Below are 25,411 nucleotides of genomic sequence, written 5' to 3'. Positions count from 1 at the left end.
GCCGTACACGGCACGGCCATAGGCTCAGCCGGGGAGCTCGGCGTAGGAGTGCAGGCCCTCGAAGAAGATGTTCACGCCGATGAGGTTGAACAGCAGGGACGCGAAGGCGACCAGCTGCACGGCCGTCGCGGCCCGGCCCTTCCAGCCGGCGGTGGCCCGGGCGTGCAGATAGCCCGCGTAGACGACCCAGGTGATGAACGCCCAGACCTCCTTGGGGTCCCAGCCCCAGTAGCGGCCCCACGCCTTGTCGGCCCAGAGCGCGCCGGCGATGACGGCGAAGGTCCAGATCGGGAAGCCGATCACGATGGCCCGGTGCGCGACCCGGTCCAGCTCCTCCCGGGTCGGCAGGTGGACCGCCGCGTCGTTCCTGATCAGGTAGATGACGCCGCAGGCTCCAGCGACGATGAAAAGGCCGCTGGCGATGATGGCCGCCGAGACGTGGATCGCGATCCAGTAGGAGTTCAGGGCGACCATCGCGGGCCCCGTCTCCACGTGCAGGGAGTGTACGGCGAAGCCGAGCCCGAGGGCCGCGGCGGCCGAGACGGAGGCGCCCAGGAACCGGATCGGGTAGCGCAGCTGCATCAGCAGGAAGGCGCCCATGGCCGCCAGGCACATCGCGACCACGAACTCGTACATGTTGCCCCAGGGCCACCGGCCCGCGGCCAGGCCGCGGGTGAGCAGGGACCCGAGGTTCAGGGCGAAGCCGATCCAGCTCAGCACGAGGGCGGCCGGGCCCGCGCGCAGCACCCAGGGGGACGGCCCCCGCCCACCGGCGGGAGCGCGCGCGCCCGTACCGGCGTCCCCGCCCGGCTCCGGCGAGGCCGTCGCGTCCCCGTCCTTCTCCGGCGCGGTGGTCGCGCCGCCGCCGACGGTGGCGAGCGCGGCCTCGGCCGGTACGGCGGCCGCCTCCTGCGCGGCCGCCTCCTGCGCGGGCGTCCCCGCGGCGGAGGACCGGGCCGAGGCGCGGCCGAAGGCCAGTTCCAGCGCGTAGCCGAGCATCGCGATGACGTAGAACAGCACCGCCGCCAGGATGAGCTGGTCGCTCAGCGCGGCGAGGGTGGCATCGGCCTCAGCGGGCATTCTTGGCTCCATCGTTCGGACCGTGGTTCAGAGCGGCGACGACGCGGGCGAACTCCTCGCCGAAGTCGCCGCCTTCGGTACGGGTGAGACCGCCGGCCTCGGCCCCGCCGTCGCCGGCGCGCACCCAGACGCGGCGCCGGCGGATCGTCAGGGAGAACACCAGGGCCACGGTGGCCAGCGCGGCCGACAGCAGCGCGGGCATCCGGCCGGGATCGTGGGTGATCTGGAGGGCGATCCACTCCTTGACGCCGGTGAACTCGATCGATCCCGCGCCGCCCGGCAGGTCGAGCTTCTGACCGACCTCCAGCGGGTCGGCCTTCATGACCAGCGGCGTCATCTTCTTGAGGATCTCGGCGGGGATCTCGTAGACCGACTGCGGACGGCCGTCCTTCATCCCGAGGTCGCCGGCGAAGGCGCCGTACACCTGCGCGGCCGGGTTGGCGGCGCCGGGGAAGACCGACGTCCACTCCCCGTCCTGGGTGGGCACGGCACTGGGCAGGAAGGCGACCATGATGCCGAGCTGCCGCGGCTGGGCGTCCGGGATCTTGATGACGCACTCGGAGGCGAAGGTGGCCGGCTGGACCACCAGGCACGGCACCGACCCCTCGAAGGCGACCTGGCCGCTGCCGTCAGTGATCTTGAAGGTCGGGGCGTACCCGTGGTCGAGCAGGTAGGTCATGGTGCCGTTCACGTCGAGCGGCTCGTTGACCTTGAGCTCGTAGGTCCGCTCCGCGGCCCCCGGCCGGTCGCTCACCGCGAGCCTGGCCGAGTAGTCGAGCGCCTGGCCGCGCTTCTCGCCCCTGGCGATGTAGGTGGCCTGGAAGTCCTCCAGCGTGAAGGAGAACGGCTCCAGCGACTCGGCGTTCACCTGCGTGCCGGGCATGTAGCGGTCGTAGGCGGCCACGGTGTTGGCGAACCCGTCGCCCTCCACGATGAGCACGTTGCCGCGGTAGCCGTACAGCGAGCCGACGCCGACCGAGATCAGCAGCCCCAGCAGGGCGACGTGGAACAGCAGGTTGCCGGTCTCCCGCAGGTAGCCCTTCTCGCCCGCCGCCCAGCCGGGCCCGGTGGTGACCCGGAAGCGCAGCTTCCGCAGCCTCCTGGCCGCCTCCTCGACGGTCAGGTCACCGTCGAGCACGGCGCGCTGGGGCAGCCGCGACAGGTTGCGCGGCGCCGCGGGCGGCTTCCTGCGCAGCTCGCGCAGGTGGGCCGCAGTGCGCGGGAGCACGCAGCCGACCAGGGAGATGAACAGCAGGAGATAGATCGCCGCGAACCACGGCGCCTTGAAGACGTCGAACAGCCACAGCCGGTCCAGCCACTCGGCGAGCTCGGGGCTGTCGGTGTAGTACTGCGCGACCTTGGCGTCGGAGACGCCGCGCTGCGGCCAGACCGATCCGGGGACCGAGGCCAGGGCGAACAGGAACAGCAGGATCAGCGCGGTCCGCATCGAGGTGAGCGTGCGCCAGAACCAGCGCGCCCAGCCTGCGGCGCCCAGCTTCGCGGGCCGCGCCTCGGCCGTCCTGTCGGGGGTTTCGGTAACGGTCATCAGATCACCGGCTGGAATCCGCCGATCCACGCCTGCATCGTCGCGATCAGCTCCGTCCAGAGCCCGGTGACGAGCAGCAGGCCGACGGCGACCAGCATGGCCCCGCCCACCCGTGTGATCAGCTGGGAGTGGCGGCGGACCGCCTTGAACGTGTGCAGGGCCTTGCGATAGGCCATCCCGGCCGCCACGAACGGCAGGCCGAGACCGAGCGCGTAGGCGAAGGCGAGCAGCGCGCCGCGGCCGGCGCTGCCCTCGTTCACACCGAGGCTGAGCACCACCGCGAGCGTGGGGCCGATGCAGGGGGTCCAGCCCAGGCCGAACACCAGGCCGAGCAGCGGCGCCCCGGCCAGCCCCGCGACCGGGAGCCGGTGGATGCGGAAGTCGCGCTGGAGGCCGGGGATCGCGCCCATGAAGGCCAGGCCCAGCACGACGGTGAGCACGCCGAGCACCCGGGTGATGGTCTCGGCGTTGCCGAACAGCACCGCGCCGAGGCTCCCGGCGAGCGCCCCGCCGGCCACGAACACCGCGGCGAAGCCGAGGACGAACAGCACGATCCCGGTGACCATGCGGCCCCGCTTGGGGTCCTCGCTCATCCCGGTCACGTACGACAGGTATCCGGGGACCAGGGGCAGCACGCACGGCGACAGGAACGACACCAGCCCCGCCGCCACCGCGATCGGCAGCGCCAGGGCGAGCGAGCCGCCGGCGACCGTGCCGGCCAGGTCGGCGCTCATCGCCGCGGCTCCGGGACCGCGCTCCTACTTCTCATCGCTGACCTTGGTGACCGCGTCGAGCAGGTCGCGGTACTTGACCGCGCCGAGGGCGCGGGCGGCGATGCGGCCCTGGCGGTCGATGATCAGGGTCGAGGGGATGGCCGCCGGGGGGACCGTGCCCTGGAAGGCGAGCGCCACCTTGCCCGGCTGGTCGAAGATGCTCGGGTAGCCGGACCGGTGGTTGCGCTCGAAGGCCAGCGCGTCGGCCTTGCGGTCCTTGAAGTCGACGCCGAGGAACTCCACGCCGTCCGCCTTGGTCGTGGCGGCGATGTCCTTGAGCACCGGCGCCTCGGCGCGGCAGGGGGCGCACCAGGACGCCCAGAAGTTGATCACGACGACCTTGCCCCGGTGCGCGCTGAGCGAGGCGGTGCCGCCGTCGAGCGTCTCGCCCTCCACCGCGGGGGCGGGTTTGCGCTCGCCCGCCTCGAACAGGGTGACCTTCCCGTCTCCGGCCACGAAGCGGGTGTCGCCTGCCTGCGGCTGCGAGGACGGGCTTCCCGCACACCCGGCGACGGCGACGAGCGCGAGCACGGCGGCGGCGAACGGTGTGGCGCGCATCAGAGGAAGATCTCCCTGTACTACAGGCGGTAGAGCAGTCACTCTACCGGCGCAGTCAGGCGCCCGGCACAGTGGGGCGTCTGACGAGCGCGGCCGCCGGCTCGCCGTACCCCACGCTGGCCAGGCGATCTCCCTCGAAGGTGAAGGTGGTGAGGCTGGCGAGCCCGCACTGCCTGCGGCGCGGGTCGTGCGGGAGCCGCCGGCCCTCCGCCGCGAGCCTGATGCTCCAGATGGGGAGCTGGTGGCTGACCAGGATCGCCTCGTGACCGCGCGCCGCGGCGCGGGCGGCCAGGACCGCCCCCCGCATCCGCGCGACCACCTGGGCGTAGGGCTCGCCCCAGGAGGGACGCAGCGGGTTCCACAGGTGGCGGTAGTAGCGGGGGTTGCGGAAGACGCCGTCGCCGTTGCCGACGGAGACGCCCTCGAAGACGTTGGCGGCCTCGATGAGCCGCTCGTCGAGCACGACCTCCAGGCCGAAGGTCTCCGCGAGCGGCTCGGCGGTCTCCTGGGCCCGCTCCAGCGGGGAGGAGAACAGAGCGACGACGTCGCGGCCGGCGACCGACTTGGCGACGGTCTCGGCCATCTGCCGGCCGTTCTCCGACAGGTGGTAGTCCGGCAGCCTGCCGTACAGGACGTTGGCGGGGTTGTGGACCTCGCCGTGGCGCAGGAGGTGAACGACAGTGGTCTCAGCCATGGTGTCGTCAGCCTACCCATTGGTAGCGATCGCTATCACTGAGGGCGCATCATGCGCTCACGCGGAGGCCCGGAGCTCCTGGAGCTGCAGTCGCTCGGCGGAGACGGCCTTGAGCGCCTCGACGGCGGCGCGGATCGCCGGGCGGCGGGCCGCGTCGCTCCGCCAGACCGCGTAGATCCTGCGGGTCGGGCGGGGACGGAGCGGTACGGCCCGCACCCCCTCGGGCATGAAGTCGCGGCCGAGGCGGGGGATGATCGCGCATCCCTGCCGGGCGGCGACGAGGGTGAGCTGGGTCGGATACTCGTCCGCCATGCAGCTGATCTCCGGCTCCAGCTCGGCCGCGCGCAGCGTGTAGACCAGCCAGTCGTGGCAGACCGTGCCGGGCGACCCGCTGATCCACCGCTCGTCGCAGAGCTCGGACAGCTCGATCTCGGGACGGCCGGCCAGCCGGTGGTCCGCGGGCAGGATGGCGTCGGCGATGTCGTCGAAGAGCGTCGCCCTGGACAGCCCCTCCGGGACGGCCATCGGCCGGTTCACCCAGTCCTGGATCACCGCCAGATCGAGCTCGCCCCGCGCCACCTCGCGCAGCTGCCGCTCCGGCTCCCGCTCGTGGAGCTGCAGGCGCAGGTCCGGGTGGTGCTCGCGCAGCCGCAGCAGCGCCTGCGGCATCAGCCCCCGGGCGGCCGTGGGGAACGCGCCGATGCTCAGCCGCCCCACGACCTCCCCGCGCAACGCCTCGAAGTCGGCCTCGGCGGTCTCCACCAGGGCGAGGATTCGCCCGGCGTGGTCGGCCAGCAGCCCGGCGGCGTCGGTCAGCCGCACGCCCCGGCCGTTGCGCTCCAGCAGGGTCGCGCCGATCTCCCGTTCCAGCTTGGCCAGCTGCTGCGAGACCGCGGAGGGGGTCACCATGAGAGCGTCGGCCGCCGCGCCCACCGAGCCGTACACGGACACGGCGTGCAGGGCCTTCAGCCGGTTGAGGTCAAGCATGTAGCGATTCTAAATGAGGGATCCGAAAAGCCCGTCATGTGCTGAATTGACGAAGAGTCGCCGGGCATGGCTCCAATGGAGTCGTACGACGTCGGCCGCCGGATGGGCAATGGGGCGGAGAGCAACGGAGATGATCCGAATGAGCACACCGCGTGACGGGGACGACGTTACGGTGACCGACGTGAGCAGCGCGCTCGAATACTGGCCCGCCCCGCCGCCGTGGGGATGGACCGCCGACGACCTGGACCGCCTCCCGTCAGAGGGGCCGAACGGCGAGCCTGACTTCTTCAGGCACGTCGAACTGATCGACGGAGCCCTCGTCTTCATGTCCCCCCGGAAGCGTTTTCACCAACGCGTGATCCGCGGCCTCACCGCGGTCCTCGGCGACCTGGCCCCCGAACGGCTGGCCGTGGTCGACCAGATGGACGTCAAGCTCGGCCTCCGCACGCGTCCCTGCCCCGACGTGCTGGTCGTCGACGCGGAGGCGGCCGACGACGACGAGCGCACCTTCTACACCCCCGACGAGGTGCACCTCGTCGTCGAAGTGGTCTCCCCCGAGTCCGAGGAGCGCGACCGCAAGACCAAGCCGGCCCGCTACGCCGAGGCCGGCATCCCACATCTGTGGCGGGTCGAGAACCGCGACGGCAAGCCCGTCGTCTACGTCTACGAGCTCGACCCGGCCACCGGCGCGTACGGCCTGACCGGGATCCACCACGGCCGGCTGACCGTCCCGGTCCCCTTCCCCGTCGACATCGACCTCGACGAGCTCCCCCGCTGACGCCTCACCGGCCGGGCGCGGAGGTCACCCGGCCTGGGCGGCGGCCTTGGCGGCGATCGGCAGGGCCTCGGCGACGCGGGACAGCGCCTCGTCGTCGTGGGCGGCCGACAGGAACCACGCCTCGTAGGCCGACGGGGGCAGATAGACGCCCTGCTCCAGCATGGCGTGGAAGAAGGCCCGGTAGGCGGCGGTGTCCTGGGTCTGGGCGGTGGCGAAGTCGGTCACCGGGTCGTCGGTGAAGAAGATGGAGAACAGGCTGCCCGCGCGCTGCAGGCGGTGCGGCACCCCGGCGGCGGCCAGCGCGTCGGAGGCGGCGCGGCCGACGACCAGGGCGGCGGCGTCCACCCGGTCGTAGACCTCGTCGTCGCAGGCGCGCAGCGTGGCCAGGCCGGCGGCGCAGGCCAGCGGGTTACCGGACAGGGTGCCGGCCTGGTAGACCGGGCCCTCGGGGGCGAGGTTGGCCATCACCTCGGCCCGGCCGCCGAACGCGGCGGCGGGCAGGCCGCCGCCCATCACCTTGCCGAAGGTCATCAGGTCGGCGTCCACCGGGTCGAGGCCGTACCACCCCGACCCCGACACGCGGAATCCGGTCAGCACCTCGTCGACGATGAGCAGTGCGCCGTGCACGGTGCACAGCTCGCGGAGCCTGGCGTTGAAGCCGTCCATCGGCGGGACGACGCCCATGTTGGCCGGGCACGCCTCGGTGATCACACAGGCGATCTCGTCACCGAAGGCGCGGAAGGCCTCGGTCACGGCCTCGACGGAGTTGTACGGCAGGACCACGGTGTCGGCGGCCGAGGCGCCGGTCACGCCGGGGGTGTCGGGCAGGCCGAAGGTGACCAGGCCGGACCCGGCCGAGGCGAGCAGGGCGTCCACGTGGCCGTGGTAGCAGCCGGCGAACTTGACGACCTTGGACCGGCCGGTGAAGCCGCGCGCCAGCCGTACGGCCGACATGGTGGCCTCGGTGCCCGAGCTGACCAGGCGGACCTTCTCCACCGGGGCCATCCGGTCGACGATCTCCTCGGCGAGCTCGACCTCGCCGGGCGTCGCCGTGCCGAACGAGGTGCCGTGCGCCAGCGCCTCCTGCAGGGCCTCGACCACCGCCGGGTGCCGGTGCCCGAGGATCATCGGCCCCCAGGAGCAGACCAGGTCGACGTAGCGGTTGCCGTCGACGTCGGTGATGTACGGCCCCTGGCCGGCGGCCATGAAACGGGGTGTGCCGCCGACGGCGCCGAAGGCGCGCACCGGGGAGTTGACACCTCCCGGAACGATCTCGCGGGCGCGGGCGAACAGGTCCTCGGAGTTCTGGGTACGGCTCACCGTCCCAGCCTACGGGCAGGGGAGGCCGGGTCCCCGCCACGGGCTCGCGACGCCGCCCGCGGGCGGCGCGCCCGGACTGTCCGCCCGGCTATTCGCAGGTGTCGGCGAGGACGTCGAGGACGCGGAGCGGGTCGGGCAGCGGGCGGCCGTCCGGAGGACGCAGCCACGAGGCGGGCTGGCCGGTCGGCAGGATCGAGGGCGGGGCGAGGACGTAGCTGTCGCGGCAGTGCCAGCGCAGGCCGGGCATCTCCTCGATGGTCGAGGGGCCGTAGTCCAGGGAGCAGGACCACCACTCGTCCTCGTCGTCGGAGGCGTTGCGGGTGGCCACATAGAACAGGACCCGGTCACCGTTGGCGGCGACCGGGCCCGAGGCCGTTCCGGCGGAGTCCATGGCCGCCAGGGCGGTGAGCCCGGCGGCCACGGGTACGTCGAAGACGTCGAAGACGCGCCCGGTGGGAAGGATCACGTTCGCCTCGGGCTCGCTCTGCCACCAGTGGGTGAGCAGCGTGGCGTCGGTGGTGGCCTGCATCTGCCAGGCGCGCGAGAGCGGGTGACTGCCCGCGTCGGGACAGCCGATGCGGTCACAGGAGCAGGCACGCGGTCCGTTGCGGAGCGGGCGTGCCCCGGGACAGCTCGCCCAGCCCATCGAGGCGTACTCGAGAACGGACGTGATGATCTGCTGCTTCGGATGAGCTCGTCGCCTGGTGCGACGAGCCAGCGGTACCCCCACCATTGCGTCCTCCGTTGTCCGCGCGCCCCGCGTCATACCCGGATGCGGTGATATATCCGCTTTCTGGTTGACATCAGGGAGACACTCAGAGGTCCACGCCACCTCGGACACATCCGCACCGGTCATCGAACTCTAACGCACGCAACCCACCTCCATGCGGCAAACCCCCAGTTCTGGGCATGTGCGAAGAGTCTCACCCCCGAGGGGTACACGTGAGGGGGCGCCGGTGAACCAACGGAGGAACGCCCGCAGCGGAGCGAGGACGGGATGAGGGCGGGAGCCGGATCAAGGAGCCCCCGAGCCTGCGACGCGAAGCGTCGCAATCAGACACAGCCCGAGCCTGCGACGCGTCAGCGTCGCCAAATGTTACGGGCTACCTCGGTCGCCCAGTAGGTGAGGATCATGTCGGCTCCGGCGCGGCGGATCGCCACCAGGGACTCCATGATGGCCCGGTTGCGGTCGATCCAGCCGTTCGCCGCCGCGGCCTCGATCATGGCGTACTCGCCGCTGACCTGGTAGGCCGCCACCGGCACGTCCACCAGGTCGCGCACCTGGCGCAGGATGTCGAGGTAGAGCATGGCCGGCTTGACCATCACCGCGTCCGCGCCCTCCTGGAGGTCGAGGCGGATCTCGCGCAGGGCCTCGCCGACCGGGCCCGCGGGGTCCTGCTGGTAGGCGCTGCGGTCGCCGAACTGCGGCGCGCACTCGGCGGCCTCGCGGAACGGGCCGTAGAGCGCCGAGGCGTACTTCACCGAGTAGGCCAGGATCGGGACCTGCTCGAAGCCGTCGGCGTCCAGCGCCGCGCGGATGGCGGCGACCTGGCCGTCCATCATCCCGCTCGGCGCGATGACCTGCGAGCCCGCCCGGGCCTGGGCCACCGCGACGGCCGCGTAGCGCTCGAGGGTGGCGTCGTTGTCGACCTCGCCCTCGGGCGTGAGGATGCCGCAGTGCCCGTGGTCGGTGAACTCGTCCAGGCAGGTGTCGGTCATCACGACCATCGTGTCCCCGACGTCGGAGACCAGGTCGGCCACCGCCTGCTGGACGATCCCGGCCGGGTCGTCGCCCGCCGAGCCGCGGGCGTCCTTCGTCTGCGGGATGCCGAACAGGATGAGCCCGCCGACCCCCGCCTCGGCCGCCTCGTGGGCGGCCTTGCGCAGCGAGTCGCGGGTGTGCTGGAACACCCCGGGCATCGAGCCGATCGGGCTCGGCTCGCCGATGCCCTCCTTGACGAACATCGGCAGGATCAGCTCCGACGGGTGCAGCCGGGTCCCTGCCACCATCCGGCGCATCGGCGCGGTACGGCGGAGCCTGCGCGGGCGCGCCACGGGGAACTGGGCGGTCATGATGTCTCCACTTGAGGTCACTTGGCGCGGCGCCGGGCCCCTCGCCTGTTCTGGGAGGGCCTGCGGGGAACGTCTCCGGCCGCCAGCGCGGCCTGCCGCTGCTTGGCACCATACTCGGCCAGGGCCGCCGCGAGTGCCGAAGCCGACGCCTTGTCGGCCATGACGTCCACGCGCAGGCCGAACTCCTCGGCCGTCTTGGCGGTCTGCGGGCCGATCGCGGCGATCACCGTGACGTTGTGCGGCTTCCCGGCGATGCCCACCAGGTTGCGCACCGTGCTGGAGGAGGTGAACAGCACCGCGTCGAAGCCGCCTCCCTTGATCGCCTCCCGGATCGGGGCGGGCGGCGGGGCGGCGCGCACGGTCCGGTAGGCGGTGACGTCGTCGCACTCCCAGCCGAGCTCGGTCAGGCCCGCCACCAGCGCCTCGGTGGCGATGTCGGCGCGCGGCAGCAGGACCCGGTTGATCGGGTCGAGCATCGAGTCGTACGGCGGCCACTCGGCCAGCAGACCCTCCGAGGACTGCTCCCCGGTCGGCACCAGGTCCGGCTTGACCCCGAACTCCACCAGGGCCCGCGCGGTGGCCTCGCCCACGGCGGCGACCTTCAGCCCGGCGAACGCGCGGGCGTCCAGGCCGTACTCCTCGAACTTCTCGCGGACCGCCTTGACCGCGTTCGCGCTGGTGAAGGCGACCCACTCGTAGCGCCCGGTGACCAGGCCCTTGATCGCCCGGTCCATCTGCTGCGGGGTGCGGGGCGGCTCGACGGAGATCGTCGGGACCTCCTCGGGAACCGCGCCGTAGGAGCGCAGCTGCTCCACCAGGCCCGCGGACTGCTCCTTGGTCCTGGGCACGAGCACCCGCCAGCCGAACAGCGGCTTGGTCTCGAACCACGACAGCCGGTCACGCATGCCCACGGCCTCGCCGACGACGATCAGCCCGGGCTCGGTCATCCCGGCGTGCTTGAGGTCGGGCGCCATGCGGGCGAGCGTGGTCACCACGGTGTACTGCTCGGTGGTGGTGCCCGCGCTGCTGATCGCGACCGGCGTCGAGTCGGGCCGGCCGGCGGCGACGAGCGCCTTGCCGATGGCCACGGCCTCGGCGATCCCGTTGTAGATCACCAGGGTGCCCGCCCCGGTCGCGTACGCGCCCCAGTCGTCGACCATCGTCGCGTCCACGACCCGGAACTCCGGCACCGACACCGCGGCGGGGATGCCCGCGTAGGTCAGCACCGCCGTCGCCGGCGGGACGCCGGGGACGATCTCGAAGTCCACCTCCGCCTTGGCGCAGGCCGCGACCTCCTCGGTTATCGAGGAGAAGAACATCGGATCGCCCGCGCACAGCCGTACGACGCACCGCCCTTCCTTGGCGGCCGCGACGGCTCTGAGCGAGACGACGTCCTCCTCCGCCGCGTCGAGGATCTCGACGTCCTCACGGCAGTGACGCAGCAGCGGGCCGTAGACCTCCTTGTCGAGCACGACGGCGTCGGCCTTCGACAGCAGGTCGGCCCCGCGCAGCGTGAGCAGGCCCTCGTCGCCCGGTCCCGCGCCCACGAAGGCGACGAACCCGGCCGGGTGCTCGAAGGTGGTGCTTCCGGAGCTCAATGTGCCTGCTCCCCTATCAACGTGCCTGCCCCTTCGCCGATCATCTCGGCCGCGAGGTCGCGCCCGAGACCAGTGGCCGCCGAAAGGGTCCCGGCGGTGGACTTGCGCACCGCGTGCGCGCCGTCGATGGCGACGACGGCCGCGGTCAGGTTCAGATCTTGCCCGTCGACGGTCGCGTACGCACCAACCGGAGCGGCGCAGCCGGCCTCCAGGGCGTTGAGCACCGCGCGTTCCGCGGTCACCGCGGCGCGGGTGGCGGGGTCGTCGAGCACGCCCAGCAGCTCCAGCAGGTCGGTCCGGTCCGAGCGGACCTCCACCGCCAGCGCCCCCTGCCCGGGGGCCGGGAGCATCTCCTCTACCTCGAAGATCTGGGCGATCTCGGCCTCCCGGCCGAGCCGTGCCAGCCCGGCCGCGGCCAGCACGACGCCGTGCAGCTCGCCGGAGGTGACCTTGCCGATCCGGGTCTCCCCGTTGCCGCGGATCGGCACGCACTCGAGATCCGGACGAAGCATACGAAGCTGGGCGATTCGTCGCGGAGACCCCGTACCGATCTTCGCGCCGGGCGGCAGGTCGGCCAGCTTCGCCCCGGCGACCAGGGCGTCCCGGTGGTCGTCGCGCGCCGGGATCGCGGCGATGGCGATGCGCGGGTCGGGCGTGGTCGGCAGGTCCTTCAGCGAGTGCACCGCGAAGTCGACCTCGCCCTCGATGAGCTTGTCGCGCAGCGCGCTGACGAAGACGCCGGTCCCGCCCAGCTGGGTGAGGTCGGCCTTGGTCACGTCACCGAAGGTGGTGACGCCCACGAGCTCCACGGCCCGCCCGGTCAGCTCGGTGAACCGGGCGGCCACCAGCCCGGACTGCGTCGTCGCCATGAGGCTCCGGCGCGTTCCCATCCTCAGCGGGCCCGTCACCGGTCCACCTCCATGTCGATCGTCTCGGTGCGCCTGACCGCGTCGGGCACCTTCGGGTCCAGGTTGAACAGCTCGCGCAGCGCTTCCGCATAATGATCGCCTGCCGGGGACTCCGCGAGCTGTTTGACACGCACGGTGGGCTCGTGGAGCAACTTGTCGACCACGCGCCTGACGGTCTGCGCGACCTCGTCGCGGATGCGCCCCTCGATCTCCGGGACGCGCCCGGCGAGCCGGCCCAGCTCCGTCTCGACCACGTCGGCCGCCTTGCTGCGCAGGGCGACCACGGTCGGCGTCACGCGCGCGGCCCGCTCGGCCGACAGGTAGGCCCTGACCTCGTCGGCGACGATCCCGCGCACCTCGGAGATGGCCTCCAGCCGGCCGCCGTCGTCGGCGCCGGCCTCGGCCGCGCCCTCCTGCATGGACTCCAGATCGACCAGGGTGACGCCGGGCAGGCGCCGTACCGCGGGGTCGACGTCCCGGGGCAGCGCGAGGTCCAGCAGGAACATCTCGCGGGGCGTCACCATGTCGGCGGTGATGACCAGGTCGGTGGCGCCGGTGCAGGAGACGACCAGGTCGGCCTGTGCCAGCTCCGCGGTCAGGTCGCCGAACTCGGCGGCCCGGCCGCCGACCGTCTGCGCCAGCCGTACGGCGCGCTCGTGGGTGCGGTTGACCACCACGATGTCGGTGACCCCGGCGCGCTGCAGGGTCGCGGCGGACAGGGCGCTCATCGAGCCGGCGCCCACCACCAGCGCCCGCCGGTCGCGGATCGGGCCGAGGACGCGCTCGGCGAGGGTGAGGCCGACACTGACCAGGGACGCGCCCGCGCGGTCGATGCCCGTCTCGGCGTGGGAGCGCTTGCCCACCCGCAGCGCCTGCTGGACGAGCTCGTTGAGCGTCGGGCCCATCGTGCCCTGGTCCTGGGCGAGCTTGAGCGCCTGCCGGATCTGGCCGAGGATCTGCCCCTCGCCGACGACCATGGAGTCGAGGCCGGCGCCCGCCGAGAACAGGTGCTCGACGGCGCGGTCCTCGTAGTGCACGTAGAGGTGCGGCGCGAGCTGCTCGACGGGGACGCCCGAGTGCACGCTGAGCAGCTCGGAGACCTCGTTCACCACGGCGTGGAAGCGGTCGACGACGGCGTAGACCTCGACCCGGTTGCACGTGGACAGCACCATGGTCTCGGCGACGCAGGAGGCCCGCTGGACGTCGCGCAGAAGCTTGAGCAGGGCGTCGCCGGAGACGGACACCCGCTCCAGCAGCGCCACGGGAGCCGTCCGGTGGCTCAGGCCGATGGCGAGGATGCTCATGCCCGCCCCCCGCGCGGGGAGCGGGGCTCCCCCTGCTCGTCGTGCCCGTCCGGCTCGCGGCGGCTCTCAGTCGTCCTCGGCGGGATCACAGATCCACCGCCTCGGGCCATTCCTCGGCCATCGCGGGCCCCCCAGTCATCCGATCCGTCTTGCGCTGCTCGTGGAACGCGAGGATCTGCAGTTCGATCGATAGGTCGACCTTACGGATATCGACGCCTTCGGGCACGGAAAGCACGACGGGGGCGAAGTTCAAGATGCTGGTGATCCCCGCGGCGATGACCCGGTCGGCCACCTGCTGGGCCGCCGCGGCCGGCGTCGCGAGCACCACGATCGACACACCCCGCCGCCTTATCACGGCTTCCAGCTCGTCGATGTGCTCCACATTCAATCCCGCGATGCGGTCGCCCACCACTTCGGGGTCGGCGTCGAGCAACGCGGCGACCCTGAAACCCCGGGAGACGAAGCCGCCGTAATTGGCGAGCGCACGACCGAGGTTACCCACTCCGACGATCGCCACGGCCCAATCCTGGGTGAGACCCAGCTCACGGGAGATCTGGTAGATGAGGTACTCGACGTCGTAGCCGACCCCGCGCGTGCCGTAGGAGCCGAGATGCGACAGGTCCTTGCGGAGCTTGGCCGAGTTCACGCCCGCGGCCATGGCCAGGTCCTCCGAGCTCACCGTCGCCAGACCCCGCTCGGACATGCCGTTCAGTGCTCGCAGATAGAGCGGCAGCCGGGCGACGGTCGCCTCGGGGATACCACGTTCACGAGCTTGGGACAGACGGCGGATCACGTGCCGGAGCTCCAGGGGGACAGGCGACCGGCTCGGCCCGGACGCGACGGATGGCGAGGTGAGGTCACTGTCATCCAGGTTAGTCCCTTTGTGAACCGGTGCACAAAGTGGGTCTTCAACGCACCTCCCCGTGTGCTCGAACGGCTAGCGTTGCGGGCATGTCACCGCAGGACCACCGCATAACACTGCTCGGCAAGCCCGGCTGCCACCTGTGCGACGACGCGCGGGCCGTGATCGAGCGGGTCGCCACGGAGCTGGGCGTCCCCTGGGAGGAACGCGACATCACCGCCTCCGAGGAGGACTACGCGAAGTACTGGGAGATGATCCCGGTCACCCTCGTCGACGGCGTCCAGCACGACTTCTGGCGCGTCGACGAAGACCGCCTGCGCGCCGCGCTCAGATCATGAACGCCGTCGGCAACGGCAGCACCTTCGCCGCGTTCACGTTGAGCTCGATGACGTTCGTGGCGAGCACCATGTTCTGCCGCTGAGCGACGAACCGCTCCACGTGGGGCTGGCGCTGGTGCTCGGCGTAGGCGACCTGGTCTCGGTAAATCTCGTAGATGATGCGCTGGAGCGGGGCGGACTTCACCGAGTGGCAGGTGTAGATCAGCGTGTCCGGCTCGTTCGTGCGCACGGACTCGACCGTCTCCTCGGCCAGCCGGTCGAACATCTCGCCGGTCCCGTCGACCAGGGTGAACACCGTCAGCAGGCCGAAGATGCTCGGTGAAGGGCGGCTGGAGCCGTTCGCGCCGCCCGTCCGCTCGGCCGCCGGGCTCCGGCCGGCCGGAGCGGCGCCGAACGCCTGGTCGGCGGGCATGGGGCGCAGGCTGGTGTCCGGCAGGGCGTCGGGGCCCCGGCCGGGGCGGCCGCGGGACGGGTCGGCCTCGCCGTACTCGTTGAGGGGGACGCTGTACTCGCCGGTGGCCGGGCCGCCGGAGTCGTAGCCCAGCGGCGGCATGCCGAACGATCCGGTCGCCGGGCCGCCCGGGTCGTTGCTGACGGGCGGCATCCCGAACTGCCCGGTCCTGGGGAAGTTGCGGTCGCGGTCGTCGTCGCCGGCGGGGCGGGCGGCCGGCGGCATGCCGTACTCACCGGCCATGAAGGTGCCGGTGGCGGGGCCGCCGAACGGATCGTCGGGGGTGGGACCGCCCCGCTGCATGCGGGCCCCGTAGTCGACGTTCTGCTCGCCGGCGCGGTATTCGGCCACGAGGTCGCCCAGGCCCGAGCGGCGCGACGGCTGCTCGGGCAGCGCGGCCGCGGAGGGTCCCGGCGTGACGCGGCGGCCGGCGACCTGCACGTCCCGCGGCGGGTCGGGCACCGGGCGGCTCGGGCGGCGCTCCTCGTAGTCGTCGTAGTCGTCGTCGAAGTCCTCGTCGTCCTCGTACGGCGCCAGCGGGCGCAGCACGGCGTACCAGACCGCGGCGGCGGTGGCCGTCAGCAGCAGGGCGGTGAACATCCCCGGGACGCCGAAGGTGAAGGCCACGGCCAGGGCGAGGCCCGTGGGGCCGACGACCAGGAGGGCGTGCATGTTGTCGGTGTCGTAGTCGTCACCGTCACGCCAGCGCATGAAGGCGAGCCCGATGCCGGCCACCAGGATCAGCGCGACGATCAGGTGGACGACCAGCAGGAGGACGGTCGGCGGAAGGCCCCAGTGCGTGGAGGCGGGCGGGAGCCCGATCGTCAGGCCGTCGTCCGGGAGGCTCTTGGTGAAGTCCTCCGCCTGCAGCACCGGGTCGACCATGATGATCACCAGGGCGATGACGGTGAGACCGCCGCCCAGCAGCCACGAGGCCAGCTTGGCCGTGGGCTTGCGCGCCAGCAGCTGGATCACCCCGACCGCCAGCCACAGCGGGGCCAGGAACGAACCGGCCAGCTGGTAAAGGCGGAATGTGGTCGTCCCGAATCCGAGAAGATGACCTGCGGCGACTACGCCCAGTGACACACCCAGCGTCGCCGTTGTGACGCTCCAGGCGACCAGCCAGCCTTTGGGCTCGCTGCGGAGCCTGCTGACCAGAGCGACCGTGGCGATGGCGGCGAGCAGAGCTCCGGCGGACGCGATAACAGCGACGAGGACTTCCATGGTGTCTCCAATGCTGCCGGACTTTGCCCTCCGACCGGTAGCCGAACCGGTCGGACGGCCTCGCGGAACGGTCCCGGGGACATCCAGCCCCACACCGTATACGCCGACTACCGGCAGTCACGACAGCGCCAAGTGGATTGTGGAATTTCCTGATGATTTCTAGAGTGGGCGGGCACGCCGCACCCTTCCTCCCCAGGGATACCGGATGCCAGACACGTGGCCGTTCGCCGGGCCGCTCCCTTCCGCCACCGGAGTGACCCACACCGTCCGCAGCAAAGAGGTCCTCGTCCACGAAGACGTCTCGGACGAACTGCGCAAGCTCGTCCTCCGCGCCAAGACGGGAGACACGGAGGCGTTCGGCACGCTCTACGACCGGTATCTCGACCTGGTCTACCGCTACATCTATCTTCGGGTCGGGTCCCACCCCCTCGCCGAGGATCTCACGAGCGAGACCTTCCTCCGCGCGCTTCGCCGAATAGCCGACTTCACTTGGCAAGGACGTGACTTCGGGGCCTGGCTCGTGACCATCGCCAGGAATCTCGTCACCGATCACTTCAAGTCCGGGCGCTACCGGCTGGAGGTGTCGACCGCCGAGGTGTTCGAGATCCCGCTGGACGGCCCGCACATCCCCGAGAACGCGGTCGTCACCGCGATGGTGAACCACCGGGTGCTCAGCGCCGTGCGCGCGCTCCGGCCCGAGCAGCAGGAGTGCGTGGTCCTGCGCTTCCTGCACGGGATGTCCCTGGCCGAGACCGCGCTCATCATGGGCAAGAAGAGCGGCGCCATCAAGGCCCTGCAGTTCCGGGCGATCCGGGCGCTGGCCCGCGCACTCCCCTCCGACCTGGGCTGACCGTGCCGCCGGTGACCCTCCGCGACGCGACGGCGAAGCGAGGGTGGCGGACCGGGGCTTCGCGTAACCTCGCATGGCGGCCTGTCGTTAGGCAGATAGCACCGATGGATCATCCTCCGGGGGCAGCAGGGAGCGTTCATGGGTAAGTGGCTGCCCGGAATCTCGCGCAGGTCGCGGGCGCGCGCGCAGCACCGCGTGTCGCGACTCGGCACCCACATGCCCGCCGCCCCCCGGCCGCAGTTCCGCCAGGAGCTGCGCGAGCGCCTCATGAACGCCCCGGACGGGGACGCCCCGCCCGTCACCGTCCGCAGGCCCCGGGCGCGCCACCGCGCGCGGTCCATGCTGTTCCCCCGGCTGGTGAGCCTGACGACGGCCGTCTCCCTGCTGGTCACGGGCCTGGCCACCTACGATTCGGTGCCCGGGGACACGCTCTACCCGCTCAAGCGGGCCGCCGAGAGCACCCTCCTGCAGCTGAGCACCGACGACACCGAGCGGGCCACCCGGGAGCTGCGGTCCGCCTCCACCCGGGCCGACGAGGTCGAGGAACTGCTCGGCTCCTCCGGCCGGGCCGGCAGCGACCTGGTCGGCGAGACCCTGGAGGCGATGGAGGAGACCACCAGGTCCGCGGTGACGTCCCTGACCCGGGTACGGCGCCGCGACGCGAAGTCCACCGGGACCCTCAAGCGGTTCGTGCAGAAACAGCGCAACCAGATCGAGGGCATGCTCCCCAAGATGGACGAGGAGGACCAGCGCCGGGCCAACGGTTACCTCAACTACATCGAGGGGCTGGCGCCACCCGGGTGACGGGAGAGCCCGGAGTGGTGGGGGTTTGCTAAACGTCACACCTCGCTAACGTGATGTATACCGATTTCCGCCACCTGTGCCGGTTAAGCTGAGATGTTATGAAGCGGCTGATGCGAAGGCGAAGCGAGGCACAGGCAGCCGGAGAGGTGGCAGCCGCGGCGGCCGTCGCCATGCCGATGGCCGATCCCGACCCCACCGCCGCCGCCTTCTTCGACGTCGACAACACCATGATGCGCGGCGCGTCCATCTACCACTTCGCCCGCGGGCTCGCCTCCCGGGGCCTGTTCACCACCAAGGACCTGGTCAAGTTCGCCGTCGGGCAGATGATCTTCCGGGTCCGGGGCGACGAGAACCCCGAGCACATCGCCGAGGCGAGGGAGACCGCCCTGGCGTTCGTCGCGGGCAACAAGGTGGAGGACATCGTCCGCCTCGGCGAGGAGATCTACGACGAGGCCATGGCCGACCGCATCTGGGCGGGCACCCGGGCGCTGGCCCAGGGCCACCTGGACGCCGGCCAGCGCGTCTGGCTGGTCACCGCCACCCCGATCGAGCTCGCCCGCGTGATCGCCCAGCGCCTCGGTCTCACCGGCGCCCTGGGCACCGTCTCCGAGACCGTGGACGGCGTCTACACCGGCCGCCTCGTCGGCGACCTGCTGCACGGCCCCGCCAAGGCGGAGGCCGTACGGGCCCTGGCCCGGCGCGAGGGCCTGGACCTGGGCCGGTGCTCGGCCTACAGCGACTCGGCCAACGACCTGCCGCTGCTGTCCCTGGTCGGCCACCCCACCGCGATCAACCCCGACTCCGAGCTGCGTGAGTACGCCAAGGAGAACAAGTGGGAGATCCGGGACTTCCGCACCGGCCGCAAAGCCACGATGATCGGCGTCCCCATCGCCGCCGGAGCCGGAGCCGTGGCCGGCGGCGTAGCCGCCGCCATCGCCCTGCGCCGCCACTACCGCTCGACCTGACCACCTGAACGACACCGCAGCCGACCACCCGGCACCGGCACCCCGGCCCACCGTCCGGCACGGCATCTACCGGCCCCGGACTCCGGCTCACCACCCGCCCCGGCGCCGACGGCCCCGAATCACCCGATCCGCCGCCGACCACGCGACACCGGCACCCGGCACCCGGCTCGCCCCGGCCCTCGCCGTCGGGCGCCGGTACGGCGGGACGCGGTCAGGCGGATTCCGGCGCCGCCGTACGGCGGGAGGCGCGGTGGAACAGGTCGGACAGGGCCTCGTTCACGATCTCGGGGCGCTCCAGGCCGATCATGTGACCGGCGCCGGGGATGACGTGCAGGCGCGCACCCGGGAGGGCCTCGGCGATGCGGTGGCTGTGGACCTTCGGGGTCAGCCGGTCCCGCGAGCCGACCATGATCAGGGTCTCCACCGACGCGAACGCCGCCAGCGCCTTGAGCTTGTCGTGGACGCGGAAGTCGTTGTAGAAGCCGACCATGACCTCGGTAGGCGTGGCCGCGGCCATGGCGTTGACGAACCGCACGTGCTCGCGGCGGGCGCCGGGGCCGAAGGCGACGTAGCGGGTCACCGGCAGGTTGGTGCGCGTCTTGAGCGCGACGTTGCGGTCGATGAGCGCGGCGCGGGCGCGCATGCGCTCGAACATCGCCGAGGTGACGACGGGCGCGAGCCGTCCGACGGGTCCCGGGAGCCCGAACGTGCTCTCCCCCAGCTGCCCCGACGACGTGCTCAGCAGGGTCACGCCCGCCACCCTCGCGGCCAGCCTCCCGGGGTGCCGCGCGGCGAAGGCCATGATCGTCATTCCGCCCATGGAGTGCCCGACCAGCACCACCGGCAGCCCCTCGGGCACGGCCTGGTCGATCACCGCGGCCAGGTCGTCGCCCAGCCGGTCGATCGTGCACGCGTCGAAGGCCCCCGCCGACGAGCCGCCGTGCCCCCGCTGGTCGTAGAAGACCAGGCTGGCCCGGCCCTTGAGCGCCTCCCGCTGGAAGTGCCAGCAGTGGCGGTTCATCACCCAGCCGTGCGCGAACACCACGGCGAACTCGGGCGCCTCGGCCTCCTCGACGTCCACCGCGAGCTGGACGCCGTCGTCGGTGACGACGGTGACCGGCCGTCCCCGGTGCCCGCCGAGCCGTGCCTCGGAGTCGCGCTCCCCGCGCCGCCGGGTCGCCGCCCCCAGCGCCGCACCCAGTGCCAGTCCGGCGATGGCCGCCCCTGCCGCGGTACGGCGTACGCCCATGATCACTCCCAGTGCTCAGAAGTCCCTGCCGACTACACCATATCGGTCGAAAGCACTCGTTGTTAGACTCCAAAGCTAATAAAAAATCGCCCACCGGTAGGGCGGCACGGACAATCCCGCCGTGATCGGAAAGACGCGGAGACGGCGCGAGCCCGGTAGGAAGCGACCTAGAAAGGGACGGCCCGGAAGAACGACCATTCAGAAGAACGACCACCCGGAAGAACGACCATTCAGAAGAACGGCCGCCCGGAAGAACGACCGCTCAGAAGAACGGCGGGAAGGCGTGGCCCCGCTGCAGGCGCAGCTCGTTCAGCAGCTGCTGGATGACCTCGCGGACCTGGTCGGTGAGGTTGAAGACCAGCATCGGGTCGTCGGCGTCGGACGGGTCGTACTCGTCGGTCCGGATGGGCTCGCCGAAGCCGATCAGCCACTTGGACGGCAGCGGGATCAGCCCGAGAGCCCCGAACCAGGGGAACAGCGGGGTGACCGGCAGGTACGGCAGGCCCAGGGTCCGGGCGAGGAAGCGCAGGTCACCGATCTTGGGGTAGATCTCCTCCGCCCCCACGATCGCGCACGGGACGATGGGCGCCCCCGCCCGGATCGCCGAGGCGACGAACCCGCCGCGGCCGAACCTCTGCAGCTTGTAGCGCTCGGAGAACGGCTTGCCGACGCCCTTGAACCCCTCGGGGAAGACCCCGACGAGCTCGCCCTTGCGCATGAGCCGGTCGGCGTCGGCCCGGCAGGCCAGGGTGTGGCCGGTCTTGCGCGACAGGTGGCCGAGCAGCGGGAGCTGGTAGACCAGGTCGGCGCCGAGCAGGCGCAGGGCGCGGCGGTCGGGGTGATCGTCGTGCAGGGCGACCTGGAGCATGAGCGCGTCCACCGGGATGGTGCCCGAGTGGTTGGCGACGACGAGGGCCCCGGTGTCGCCGGGCACGTTCTTGATGCCGACGGTCTCGACGCGGAACCAGTAGCGGTAGAGCGGGCGGATGAGCTCCAGGAGCACCTTGTCGGTGAGCTCGGCGTCGAAGCCGAACTCGTCGACCTCGTACTCGCCCGTCAGGCGGCGCCGCAGGAACGCGAAGAACTCGGCCAGCCGGCGGTCGTCCTCGGGGTCGAGGTCGAAGTCGAAGGATGGCTCGTAGGCGGAGCCGGCCCGGGAGATCGGGATCACCTGGGCGTCACGGGGCTCGCGCTCTCCTGCCGTCTCGCTCATCTGGTCACCATATGGGACAACATGTCCAGCATGGCGCCGGAGAGCCCGCCGTTCATGCCCCGGGAGCGCAGGAAGTCCTCGAAGGCCGCGCCGGTGGAGAACTTGGGCTTCCATCCCAGGGCCGCCGCCAGGCGGCCGGTGTCGACCGCGCGCCCGTGGCACATCAGGCGCAGCTGCTCGGGCGAGAAGTCGACCGCGCCCACGCTCCGGGCGAAGTCTCCCAGGAAGCGGAAGGCCGGCGAGGGGATCGGCAGCGAGGCCAGGCCCGCCCGCCGTATGCACTGCGACAGCAGCAGCACGCCGTCCCCGGCCACGTTGAACGTGCCGGGGTGGTCCTCCATCGCCATCCGGCGCAGCACCTCGACCGCGTCGTCCTCGTGGATGAACTGCAGCCGGGGGTCGAAGCCCAGCACGGTGGGGAGCACCGGCTGGGAGAAGTAACGCGTCAGCGGCGAGTCGACACCGGGCCCCATGAAGTTGACGAACCTGAGCGTCGAGACGCTCACGTCGCGGCGCCTGCGGGCGAAGCCCCGGACGTAGCCCTCCACCTCCGTGGCGTCCTTGGCGTAGCCGTGGCTCGGGGGCTCGCCGGGCTCGGCGTCCTCGACGAAGACGGCCGGGTCGCGCGGCGAGGAGCCGTAGACCGCACTGGTGGAACGCACGACGACGCGGCGGACCGTCGCGGACCGCTGACAGGCACCGAGCAGTTGCATGGTGCCGATGACGTTGTGCTCCTTCATGAGCGCGCGGCCTCCGCTCCGGGGAGGAGCGCTGACCAGGCTCATGTGAACCACGGTGTCGATGTCGGCGGCCGCGATCACCTGGGCGATGTCGGGACTGCGCAGATCGACACGGACGAACTCCACTCGGCCGAGAGGTACGCCGCCATCACGTGATAGCGAGGGCGGCGGCACCGTGTCGACTCCGATGACCCGGTCGATGTCCGGGTCAGCCGCGAGAACGCTCGCCACTCGGGCGCCGATGTGGCGCGAGACCCCGGTGACAAGCACGGTATGGGTCATCGACGCCTCGCAGATCCGCGTTGCTACTTCTTGTTACGCCGCTGGATACGGGTCTTCTTGAGAAGCTTGCGGTGCTTCTTCTTCGCCATGCGCTTACGGCGCTTCTTGATCACAGAGCCCACGGGACCCCCAGGTTAGCTGGTAGCGGATTGCCGAACCGGTAGCGCGAACGCACACCGGTTCAACAGACTACCGGCGATCCACTGTGGATCGCCCCCGGGGGACCCCGGGCATCCCAACTCACGGCGTGGTGTTCACGCCGCTACTCCTGTGAAGCGCGAGCCCGCCGCACACCGGTCCTGACCGGAGAGCCCGAGCTCAGGGATCGCTTCAACCCGCCTCGATGTAGGCATCCCGGAGATAGTCGTGGACCGCCTGCTCCGGCACTCTGAAGGACCGGCCGACCCTGATGGCCGGCAACTCGCCCGAGTGCACGAGCCGGTACACCGTCATCTTGGACACCCTCATGACCGTGGCCACTTCTGCCACCGTCAGGAACTTCACCTCGCTGAGAGGTCTTTCGCCTGCACCCATCGGACGCCTCTTCCGCACGTGTTTCCGGGTTATCCCCACTGGTGCCATCGCTCACGCACGTCTACTGTCGTCAGCGTAAGGCGGGACTCCGAGCGCGCAAACCCCCTAGTTTCTCAGTCTTCGCAGTCCCATGTCAGCAAAACGTGAAAACTTGCTGGCCAGCAGCCTGAGCCTACCCCTCGCCTCGATCTTGGAACGGACCAGCCGTCTCCCATTAGAGTCGCTTCTAATCGCCAAAAAGTTGGCAAACAGTAGTCGGGGCTCCTTGAATGCAGGCGCGAAATCCCTCTATAGGGACGCCCGTATCGGCGTCACGCCCGTCTCAGAGACCGCTCAGGACCCTCTCGACCAGGTGCTGGGTGAGGGGGTGGTAATCCCTGGGCAAGACGTTGTCATCGAGGGGCACGGTGACAGCGATCTTCCCCTCCGCCTCGCCGACGAATAGAGCCGGGTCGTTACTGTCGGCGAACCCCACGGTGAGGATCCCGGCCTCGCCCGCGGCCCCCGCCCACCCGTGGTCGGCGATCACCAGATCGGGCCGGTCGTCGCCCATCTCGGCGATCATGGCCTCCATCGGGGCCGGGTCGTGGGTGTGGACGAAGGCCCCCTTGTCGTCCAGCATGGCCACGTCGTCCAGATAGCGGATCTTGCGCCTGCGGCCGAACCCCGATCCCCAGTAGGACCAGCCCTCGGCCGGGCTCATCAGCCTCGCGCCCCGCTCGCGCAGCAGCCTGGCCAGCGCCAGGTGGACGGTGAGCAGGCCGGTGGGGTGCCCGGTGGCCAGCAGGATCCTCGGGCTCCCGCTCCGGAGCACCTCGGCGATCACGTCGCCCATCGCCTCGGTCGCCTCGATCGTGCGGTCCGGGTCGATCGTGTCCTGTCCCCGGCGGTGCGCCGGATCGGCCACGACGCCGGCGGACTTGGCCATCAGCTCCAGAACGTCCCGGTAGGACCAGCCCTCGCCCATGGTCAGGCCGAACATGTGGTGGGGATCCCGGTTGGCCAGCGACCGGTAGTGGTCCAGGTTGTTCTCTCTGCTGGTCGCCACGTCACCGGCGATCCGGGTGCGGGTCAGGTGGGTTTTGAGCTCGTCACGGGATGGCAGGGTCACGGCAGTGGATCCAGTCCGTGGAAGGGGAACACGGCCTTCCTGGTCGCCAGGATGGCCCGGTCGATGGGGTCCGCTGGATCATAACCATCGGCGAAGTCCTGGAATTCCGGGTTCCTGCCGTCGGTCATCGACAGCGGCGGCGTCTGACCGGTCCGCTCCCTGACCAGCTGCCGCCACGCCTGCGGGGTGGCGGCGGCCGGGTCCAGCGGGTGCCCGGAGACCTCGGCCAGCAGGTGGGTCCACGCCCGGGGCACCACCTGGACCAGCTCGTACCCGCCGCCGCCGGTCGCGATCCACCGCCCGCCCGCGGTCTCGTGGGCCAGCTCGTGCAGCGCGGCGTAGGCGGTGCGCTGGCCGTCCAGGCTGAGCATCAGGTGGGCCAGCGGGTCCAGCGCGTGGCTGTCGCAGCCGTGCTGGGTGACCAGGACCTGCGGGGCGAACTCCCGCAGCAGCGGCGGCACCACCGCGTGGAAGGCCCTCAGCCAGCCGCCGTCGCCGCAGCCGGCGGGCAGGGCGACGTTGGCCGCGGTGCCCTCCGCCCCCGTCTCGTTGGGGAAGCCCGTGCCCGGGAAGAGGGTCCTGGGACTCTCGTGGAGGCTGACGGTCAGCACCCGGGGGTCGTCGTAGAACAGCGCCTGGACCCCGTCGCCGTGGTGGACGTCCACGTCCACGTAGGCGATCCGCTCGGCCCCCTGGGACAGCATCCACGCGATGGCCACCGCCGGGTCGTTGTAGACGCAGAAGCCGCTCGCGGTGGCCGCCATGGCGTGGTGGAGCCCGCCCGCCACGTTCGCCGCGTGCTCGGCCTCGCCCGTCCACACCGTGCGGGCGGCGGCCAGCGTGGCGCCGGCGATGAGCGCCGAGGCCTCGTGCACCCCGGTGAAGGCCGGGTTGTCGTCGGTGCCGAGGCCGGCGAAGCGGTCGGGCCGCCCGGTGGCGGAGACGCGCTTGACCGCCTCGATGTAGTCGCGCTTGTGCACCAGCGCCAGCTCGTCGTCGGTGGCGGGGACGCAGCCCACCACCTCGACCTCGTCGAGCACCCCGAGTTCTCTGGCGAGCGCCATGGTCAGCTCGACCCGCACGGGCGCGAGGGGATGGCCCGGTCCGAAGTCGTAGGAGGTGAGTTCGTCGTCCCAGACAACCCGCACCGACCGGCTCATCCGTGCTCT

The 25,411-nt window shown here is 71.4% G+C and carries 26 protein-coding genes; 5 read left to right on the top strand and 21 right to left on the bottom strand.

The genetic code is table 11. The annotated features are described in order from the left end of the window. Positions 1–24: 24 nt before the first annotated feature. The 6 genes from ccsB to Psi01_RS07840 are packed head-to-tail and all read right to left on the bottom strand — an operon-like array spanning position 25 to position 5,638. Positions 25–1,080, bottom strand: coding sequence for a c-type cytochrome biogenesis protein CcsB (ccsB, locus tag Psi01_RS07865; RefSeq protein ID WP_204063274.1), 1,056 nt, complete (start codon positions 1,078–1,080; stop codon positions 25–27). Then, positions 1,070–2,626 (bottom strand): cytochrome c biogenesis protein ResB, encoded by a 1,557-nt coding sequence (resB, locus tag Psi01_RS07860; protein WP_204063273.1) that lies wholly within the window; start codon positions 2,624–2,626, stop codon positions 1,070–1,072. Before resB ends, ccsB begins: the two co-directional genes overlap by 11 nt. Then, a complete protein-coding gene (locus Psi01_RS07855; protein WP_204063272.1) occupies positions 2,626–3,360 on the bottom strand; it encodes a cytochrome c biogenesis CcdA family protein in 735 nt (244 codons plus the stop codon). Before Psi01_RS07855 ends, resB begins: the two co-directional genes overlap by 1 nt. 24 nt (positions 3,361–3,384) lie before the next feature. Beyond that, entirely contained in the window at positions 3,385–3,957 is a 573-nt protein-coding gene (locus Psi01_RS07850; RefSeq protein WP_204063271.1) for a TlpA family protein disulfide reductase, read from the bottom strand. 55 nt (positions 3,958–4,012) lie between these two features. Continuing rightward, positions 4,013–4,651 (bottom strand): histidine phosphatase family protein, encoded by a 639-nt coding sequence (locus tag Psi01_RS07845; RefSeq protein ID WP_204063270.1) that lies wholly within the window; start codon positions 4,649–4,651, stop codon positions 4,013–4,015. A 57-nt stretch (positions 4,652–4,708) separates the two neighbouring features. Further along, the gene (locus tag Psi01_RS07840) at positions 4,709–5,638 is read right to left on the bottom strand and encodes a LysR family transcriptional regulator (RefSeq protein WP_204063269.1); all 930 of its coding nucleotides are present in this window, start codon (positions 5,636–5,638) and stop codon (positions 4,709–4,711) included. Positions 5,639–5,777: 139 nt separating this feature from the next. Here Psi01_RS07840 and Psi01_RS07835 point away from each other — a divergent pair, with 139 nt between their 5' ends. After that, positions 5,778–6,416 (top strand): Uma2 family endonuclease, encoded by a 639-nt coding sequence (locus Psi01_RS07835; RefSeq protein WP_204063268.1) that lies wholly within the window; start codon positions 5,778–5,780, stop codon positions 6,414–6,416. A gap of 24 nt (positions 6,417–6,440) precedes the next feature. Here Psi01_RS07835 and hemL read toward each other — a convergent pair whose 3' ends face one another. The 7 genes from hemL to Psi01_RS07800 all read right to left on the bottom strand — a co-directional run bounded on the left by hemL (position 6,441) and on the right by Psi01_RS07800 (position 14,412). Then, positions 6,441–7,736, bottom strand: a complete 1,296-nt coding sequence (gene hemL, locus Psi01_RS07830; protein ID WP_204063267.1) for a glutamate-1-semialdehyde 2,1-aminomutase — start codon at positions 7,734–7,736, stop codon at positions 6,441–6,443. An 88-nt stretch (positions 7,737–7,824) separates the two neighbouring features. Continuing rightward, complete coding sequence (locus tag Psi01_RS07825; protein ID WP_204063266.1) at positions 7,825–8,469, bottom strand: bifunctional DNA primase/polymerase; 645 nt, start codon at positions 8,467–8,469, stop codon at positions 7,825–7,827. Between the two features lie 347 nt (positions 8,470–8,816). Further along, the gene (gene hemB, locus Psi01_RS07820) at positions 8,817–9,809 is read right to left on the bottom strand and encodes a porphobilinogen synthase (RefSeq protein WP_204063265.1); all 993 of its coding nucleotides are present in this window, start codon (positions 9,807–9,809) and stop codon (positions 8,817–8,819) included. A gap of 17 nt (positions 9,810–9,826) precedes the next feature. After that, a complete protein-coding gene (locus tag Psi01_RS07815; RefSeq protein ID WP_204063264.1) occupies positions 9,827–11,407 on the bottom strand; it encodes a bifunctional uroporphyrinogen-III C-methyltransferase/uroporphyrinogen-III synthase in 1,581 nt (526 codons plus the stop codon). Next, positions 11,404–12,276: a hydroxymethylbilane synthase gene (gene hemC, locus Psi01_RS07810; RefSeq protein ID WP_239127294.1), complete on the bottom strand. Its 873-nt coding sequence runs from the start codon at positions 12,274–12,276 to the stop codon at positions 11,404–11,406. The genes Psi01_RS07815 and hemC overlap by 4 nt, the downstream gene beginning before the upstream one ends. 35 nt (positions 12,277–12,311) lie before the next feature. Continuing rightward, on the bottom strand, positions 12,312–13,619 hold the full coding sequence (locus Psi01_RS07805) for a glutamyl-tRNA reductase (RefSeq protein ID WP_204063263.1): 1,308 nt from the start codon (positions 13,617–13,619) through the stop codon (positions 12,312–12,314). 85 nt (positions 13,620–13,704) lie between these two features. Then, positions 13,705–14,412 (bottom strand): redox-sensing transcriptional repressor Rex, encoded by a 708-nt coding sequence (locus Psi01_RS07800; RefSeq protein WP_204063262.1) that lies wholly within the window; start codon positions 14,410–14,412, stop codon positions 13,705–13,707. 158 nt (positions 14,413–14,570) lie between these two features. Between Psi01_RS07800 and Psi01_RS07795 the strand changes: the two genes are divergently transcribed. Further along, positions 14,571–14,819 (top strand): glutaredoxin family protein, encoded by a 249-nt coding sequence (locus Psi01_RS07795; RefSeq protein ID WP_204063261.1) that lies wholly within the window; start codon positions 14,571–14,573, stop codon positions 14,817–14,819. Here the strand turns inward: Psi01_RS07795 and Psi01_RS07790 are convergent. Then, the gene (locus Psi01_RS07790) at positions 14,809–16,494 is read right to left on the bottom strand and encodes a putative quinol monooxygenase (protein ID WP_204063260.1); all 1,686 of its coding nucleotides are present in this window, start codon (positions 16,492–16,494) and stop codon (positions 14,809–14,811) included. The two genes, Psi01_RS07795 and Psi01_RS07790, sit on opposite strands and share 11 nt — an antisense overlap. A gap of 205 nt (positions 16,495–16,699) precedes the next feature. Here Psi01_RS07790 and Psi01_RS07785 point away from each other — a divergent pair, with 205 nt between their 5' ends. The 3 genes from Psi01_RS07785 (at position 16,700) to Psi01_RS07775 (ending at position 19,113) form a co-directional block, all read left to right on the top strand. Next, positions 16,700–17,344 (top strand): sigma-70 family RNA polymerase sigma factor, encoded by a 645-nt coding sequence (locus Psi01_RS07785; protein WP_204063259.1) that lies wholly within the window; start codon positions 16,700–16,702, stop codon positions 17,342–17,344. A 138-nt stretch (positions 17,345–17,482) separates the two neighbouring features. Then, entirely contained in the window at positions 17,483–18,148 is a 666-nt protein-coding gene (locus tag Psi01_RS07780; protein ID WP_204063258.1) for a DUF5667 domain-containing protein, read from the top strand. 98 nt (positions 18,149–18,246) lie between these two features. Next, entirely contained in the window at positions 18,247–19,113 is an 867-nt protein-coding gene (locus Psi01_RS07775) for an HAD family hydrolase (RefSeq protein WP_204063257.1), read from the top strand. Between the two features lie 211 nt (positions 19,114–19,324). Here Psi01_RS07775 and Psi01_RS07770 read toward each other — a convergent pair whose 3' ends face one another. The 7 genes from Psi01_RS07770 to Psi01_RS07740 form a co-directional block, all read right to left on the bottom strand. Then, positions 19,325–20,362 carry an alpha/beta fold hydrolase gene (locus Psi01_RS07770; protein ID WP_204063256.1) on the bottom strand — a complete coding sequence of 346 codons (1,038 nt, stop codon included), beginning with the start codon at positions 20,360–20,362 and terminating at the stop codon, positions 19,325–19,327. A gap of 262 nt (positions 20,363–20,624) precedes the next feature. After that, on the bottom strand, positions 20,625–21,575 hold the full coding sequence (locus Psi01_RS07765) for a lysophospholipid acyltransferase family protein (protein ID WP_204063255.1): 951 nt from the start codon (positions 21,573–21,575) through the stop codon (positions 20,625–20,627). Then, positions 21,572–22,597 carry an NAD-dependent epimerase/dehydratase family protein gene (locus tag Psi01_RS07760; RefSeq protein ID WP_204063254.1) on the bottom strand — a complete coding sequence of 342 codons (1,026 nt, stop codon included), beginning with the start codon at positions 22,595–22,597 and terminating at the stop codon, positions 21,572–21,574. The genes Psi01_RS07765 and Psi01_RS07760 overlap by 4 nt, the downstream gene beginning before the upstream one ends. Before the next feature lie 23 nt (positions 22,598–22,620). Then, positions 22,621–22,719 carry a 30S ribosomal protein bS22 gene (locus Psi01_RS07755; RefSeq protein ID WP_018654693.1) on the bottom strand — a complete coding sequence of 33 codons (99 nt, stop codon included), beginning with the start codon at positions 22,717–22,719 and terminating at the stop codon, positions 22,621–22,623. Positions 22,720–22,927: 208 nt separating this feature from the next. After that, complete coding sequence (locus Psi01_RS07750; RefSeq protein WP_012887307.1) at positions 22,928–23,131, bottom strand: helix-turn-helix domain-containing protein; 204 nt, start codon at positions 23,129–23,131, stop codon at positions 22,928–22,930. 322 nt (positions 23,132–23,453) lie between these two features. After that, positions 23,454–24,242: a phosphatase gene (locus Psi01_RS07745; protein ID WP_204063253.1), complete on the bottom strand. Its 789-nt coding sequence runs from the start codon at positions 24,240–24,242 to the stop codon at positions 23,454–23,456. Next, on the bottom strand, positions 24,239–25,402 hold the full coding sequence (locus Psi01_RS07740) for an acetoin utilization protein AcuC (protein WP_204063252.1): 1,164 nt from the start codon (positions 25,400–25,402) through the stop codon (positions 24,239–24,241). Before Psi01_RS07740 ends, Psi01_RS07745 begins: the two co-directional genes overlap by 4 nt. Between the last annotated feature and the right edge of the window lie 9 nt (positions 25,403–25,411).

The sequence above is a fragment of the Paraplanobispora siamensis genome (assembly GCF_016863175.1).
Taxonomy (GTDB): domain Bacteria; phylum Actinomycetota; class Actinomycetes; order Streptosporangiales; family Streptosporangiaceae; genus Planobispora; species Planobispora siamensis.
Note: the sequence above shows the minus strand (reverse complement) of the source record. Positions and strands in the feature narration are given on the sequence as shown.

Bases quoted from the DNA above. Each gene is read 5' to 3' on its own strand.
- Psi01_RS07825 (WP_204063266.1), bottom strand. From the start codon at position 8,469: ATGGTGGGGGTACCGCTGGCTCGTCGCACCAGGCGACGAGCTCATCCG.
- Psi01_RS07840 (WP_204063269.1), bottom strand. From the start codon at position 5,638: ATGCTTGACCTCAACCGGCTGAAGGCCCTGCACGCCGTGTCCGTGTAC.
- Psi01_RS07845 (WP_204063270.1), bottom strand. From the start codon at position 4,651: ATGGCTGAGACCACTGTCGTTCACCTCCTGCGCCACGGCGAGGTCCAC.
- Psi01_RS07760 (WP_204063254.1), bottom strand. From the start codon at position 22,597: ATGACCCATACCGTGCTTGTCACCGGGGTCTCGCGCCACATCGGCGCC.
- Psi01_RS07780 (WP_204063258.1), top strand. From the start codon at position 17,483: ATGGGTAAGTGGCTGCCCGGAATCTCGCGCAGGTCGCGGGCGCGCGCG.
- ccsB (WP_204063274.1), bottom strand. From the start codon at position 1,080: ATGCCCGCTGAGGCCGATGCCACCCTCGCCGCGCTGAGCGACCAGCTC.
- Psi01_RS07775 (WP_204063257.1), top strand. From the start codon at position 18,247: ATGAAGCGGCTGATGCGAAGGCGAAGCGAGGCACAGGCAGCCGGAGAG.
- Psi01_RS07805 (WP_204063263.1), bottom strand. From the start codon at position 13,619: ATGAGCATCCTCGCCATCGGCCTGAGCCACCGGACGGCTCCCGTGGCG.
- Psi01_RS07850 (WP_204063271.1), bottom strand. From the start codon at position 3,957: ATGCGCGCCACACCGTTCGCCGCCGCCGTGCTCGCGCTCGTCGCCGTC.
- Psi01_RS07835 (WP_204063268.1), top strand. From the start codon at position 5,778: ATGAGCACACCGCGTGACGGGGACGACGTTACGGTGACCGACGTGAGC.
- hemC (WP_239127294.1), bottom strand. From the start codon at position 12,276: ATGGCGACGACGCAGTCCGGGCTGGTGGCCGCCCGGTTCACCGAGCTG.
- Psi01_RS07740 (WP_204063252.1), bottom strand. From the start codon at position 25,402: ATGAGCCGGTCGGTGCGGGTTGTCTGGGACGACGAACTCACCTCCTAC.
- hemB (WP_204063265.1), bottom strand. From the start codon at position 9,809: ATGACCGCCCAGTTCCCCGTGGCGCGCCCGCGCAGGCTCCGCCGTACC.
- Psi01_RS07855 (WP_204063272.1), bottom strand. From the start codon at position 3,360: ATGAGCGCCGACCTGGCCGGCACGGTCGCCGGCGGCTCGCTCGCCCTG.
- Psi01_RS07770 (WP_204063256.1), bottom strand. From the start codon at position 20,362: ATGGGCGTACGCCGTACCGCGGCAGGGGCGGCCATCGCCGGACTGGCA.
- Psi01_RS07750 (WP_012887307.1), bottom strand. From the start codon at position 23,131: ATGGGTGCAGGCGAAAGACCTCTCAGCGAGGTGAAGTTCCTGACGGTG.
- Psi01_RS07765 (WP_204063255.1), bottom strand. From the start codon at position 21,575: ATGAGCGAGACGGCAGGAGAGCGCGAGCCCCGTGACGCCCAGGTGATC.
- Psi01_RS07785 (WP_204063259.1), top strand. From the start codon at position 16,700: ATGCCAGACACGTGGCCGTTCGCCGGGCCGCTCCCTTCCGCCACCGGA.
- resB (WP_204063273.1), bottom strand. From the start codon at position 2,626: ATGACCGTTACCGAAACCCCCGACAGGACGGCCGAGGCGCGGCCCGCG.
- Psi01_RS07790 (WP_204063260.1), bottom strand. From the start codon at position 16,494: ATGGAAGTCCTCGTCGCTGTTATCGCGTCCGCCGGAGCTCTGCTCGCC.
- Psi01_RS07795 (WP_204063261.1), top strand. From the start codon at position 14,571: ATGTCACCGCAGGACCACCGCATAACACTGCTCGGCAAGCCCGGCTGC.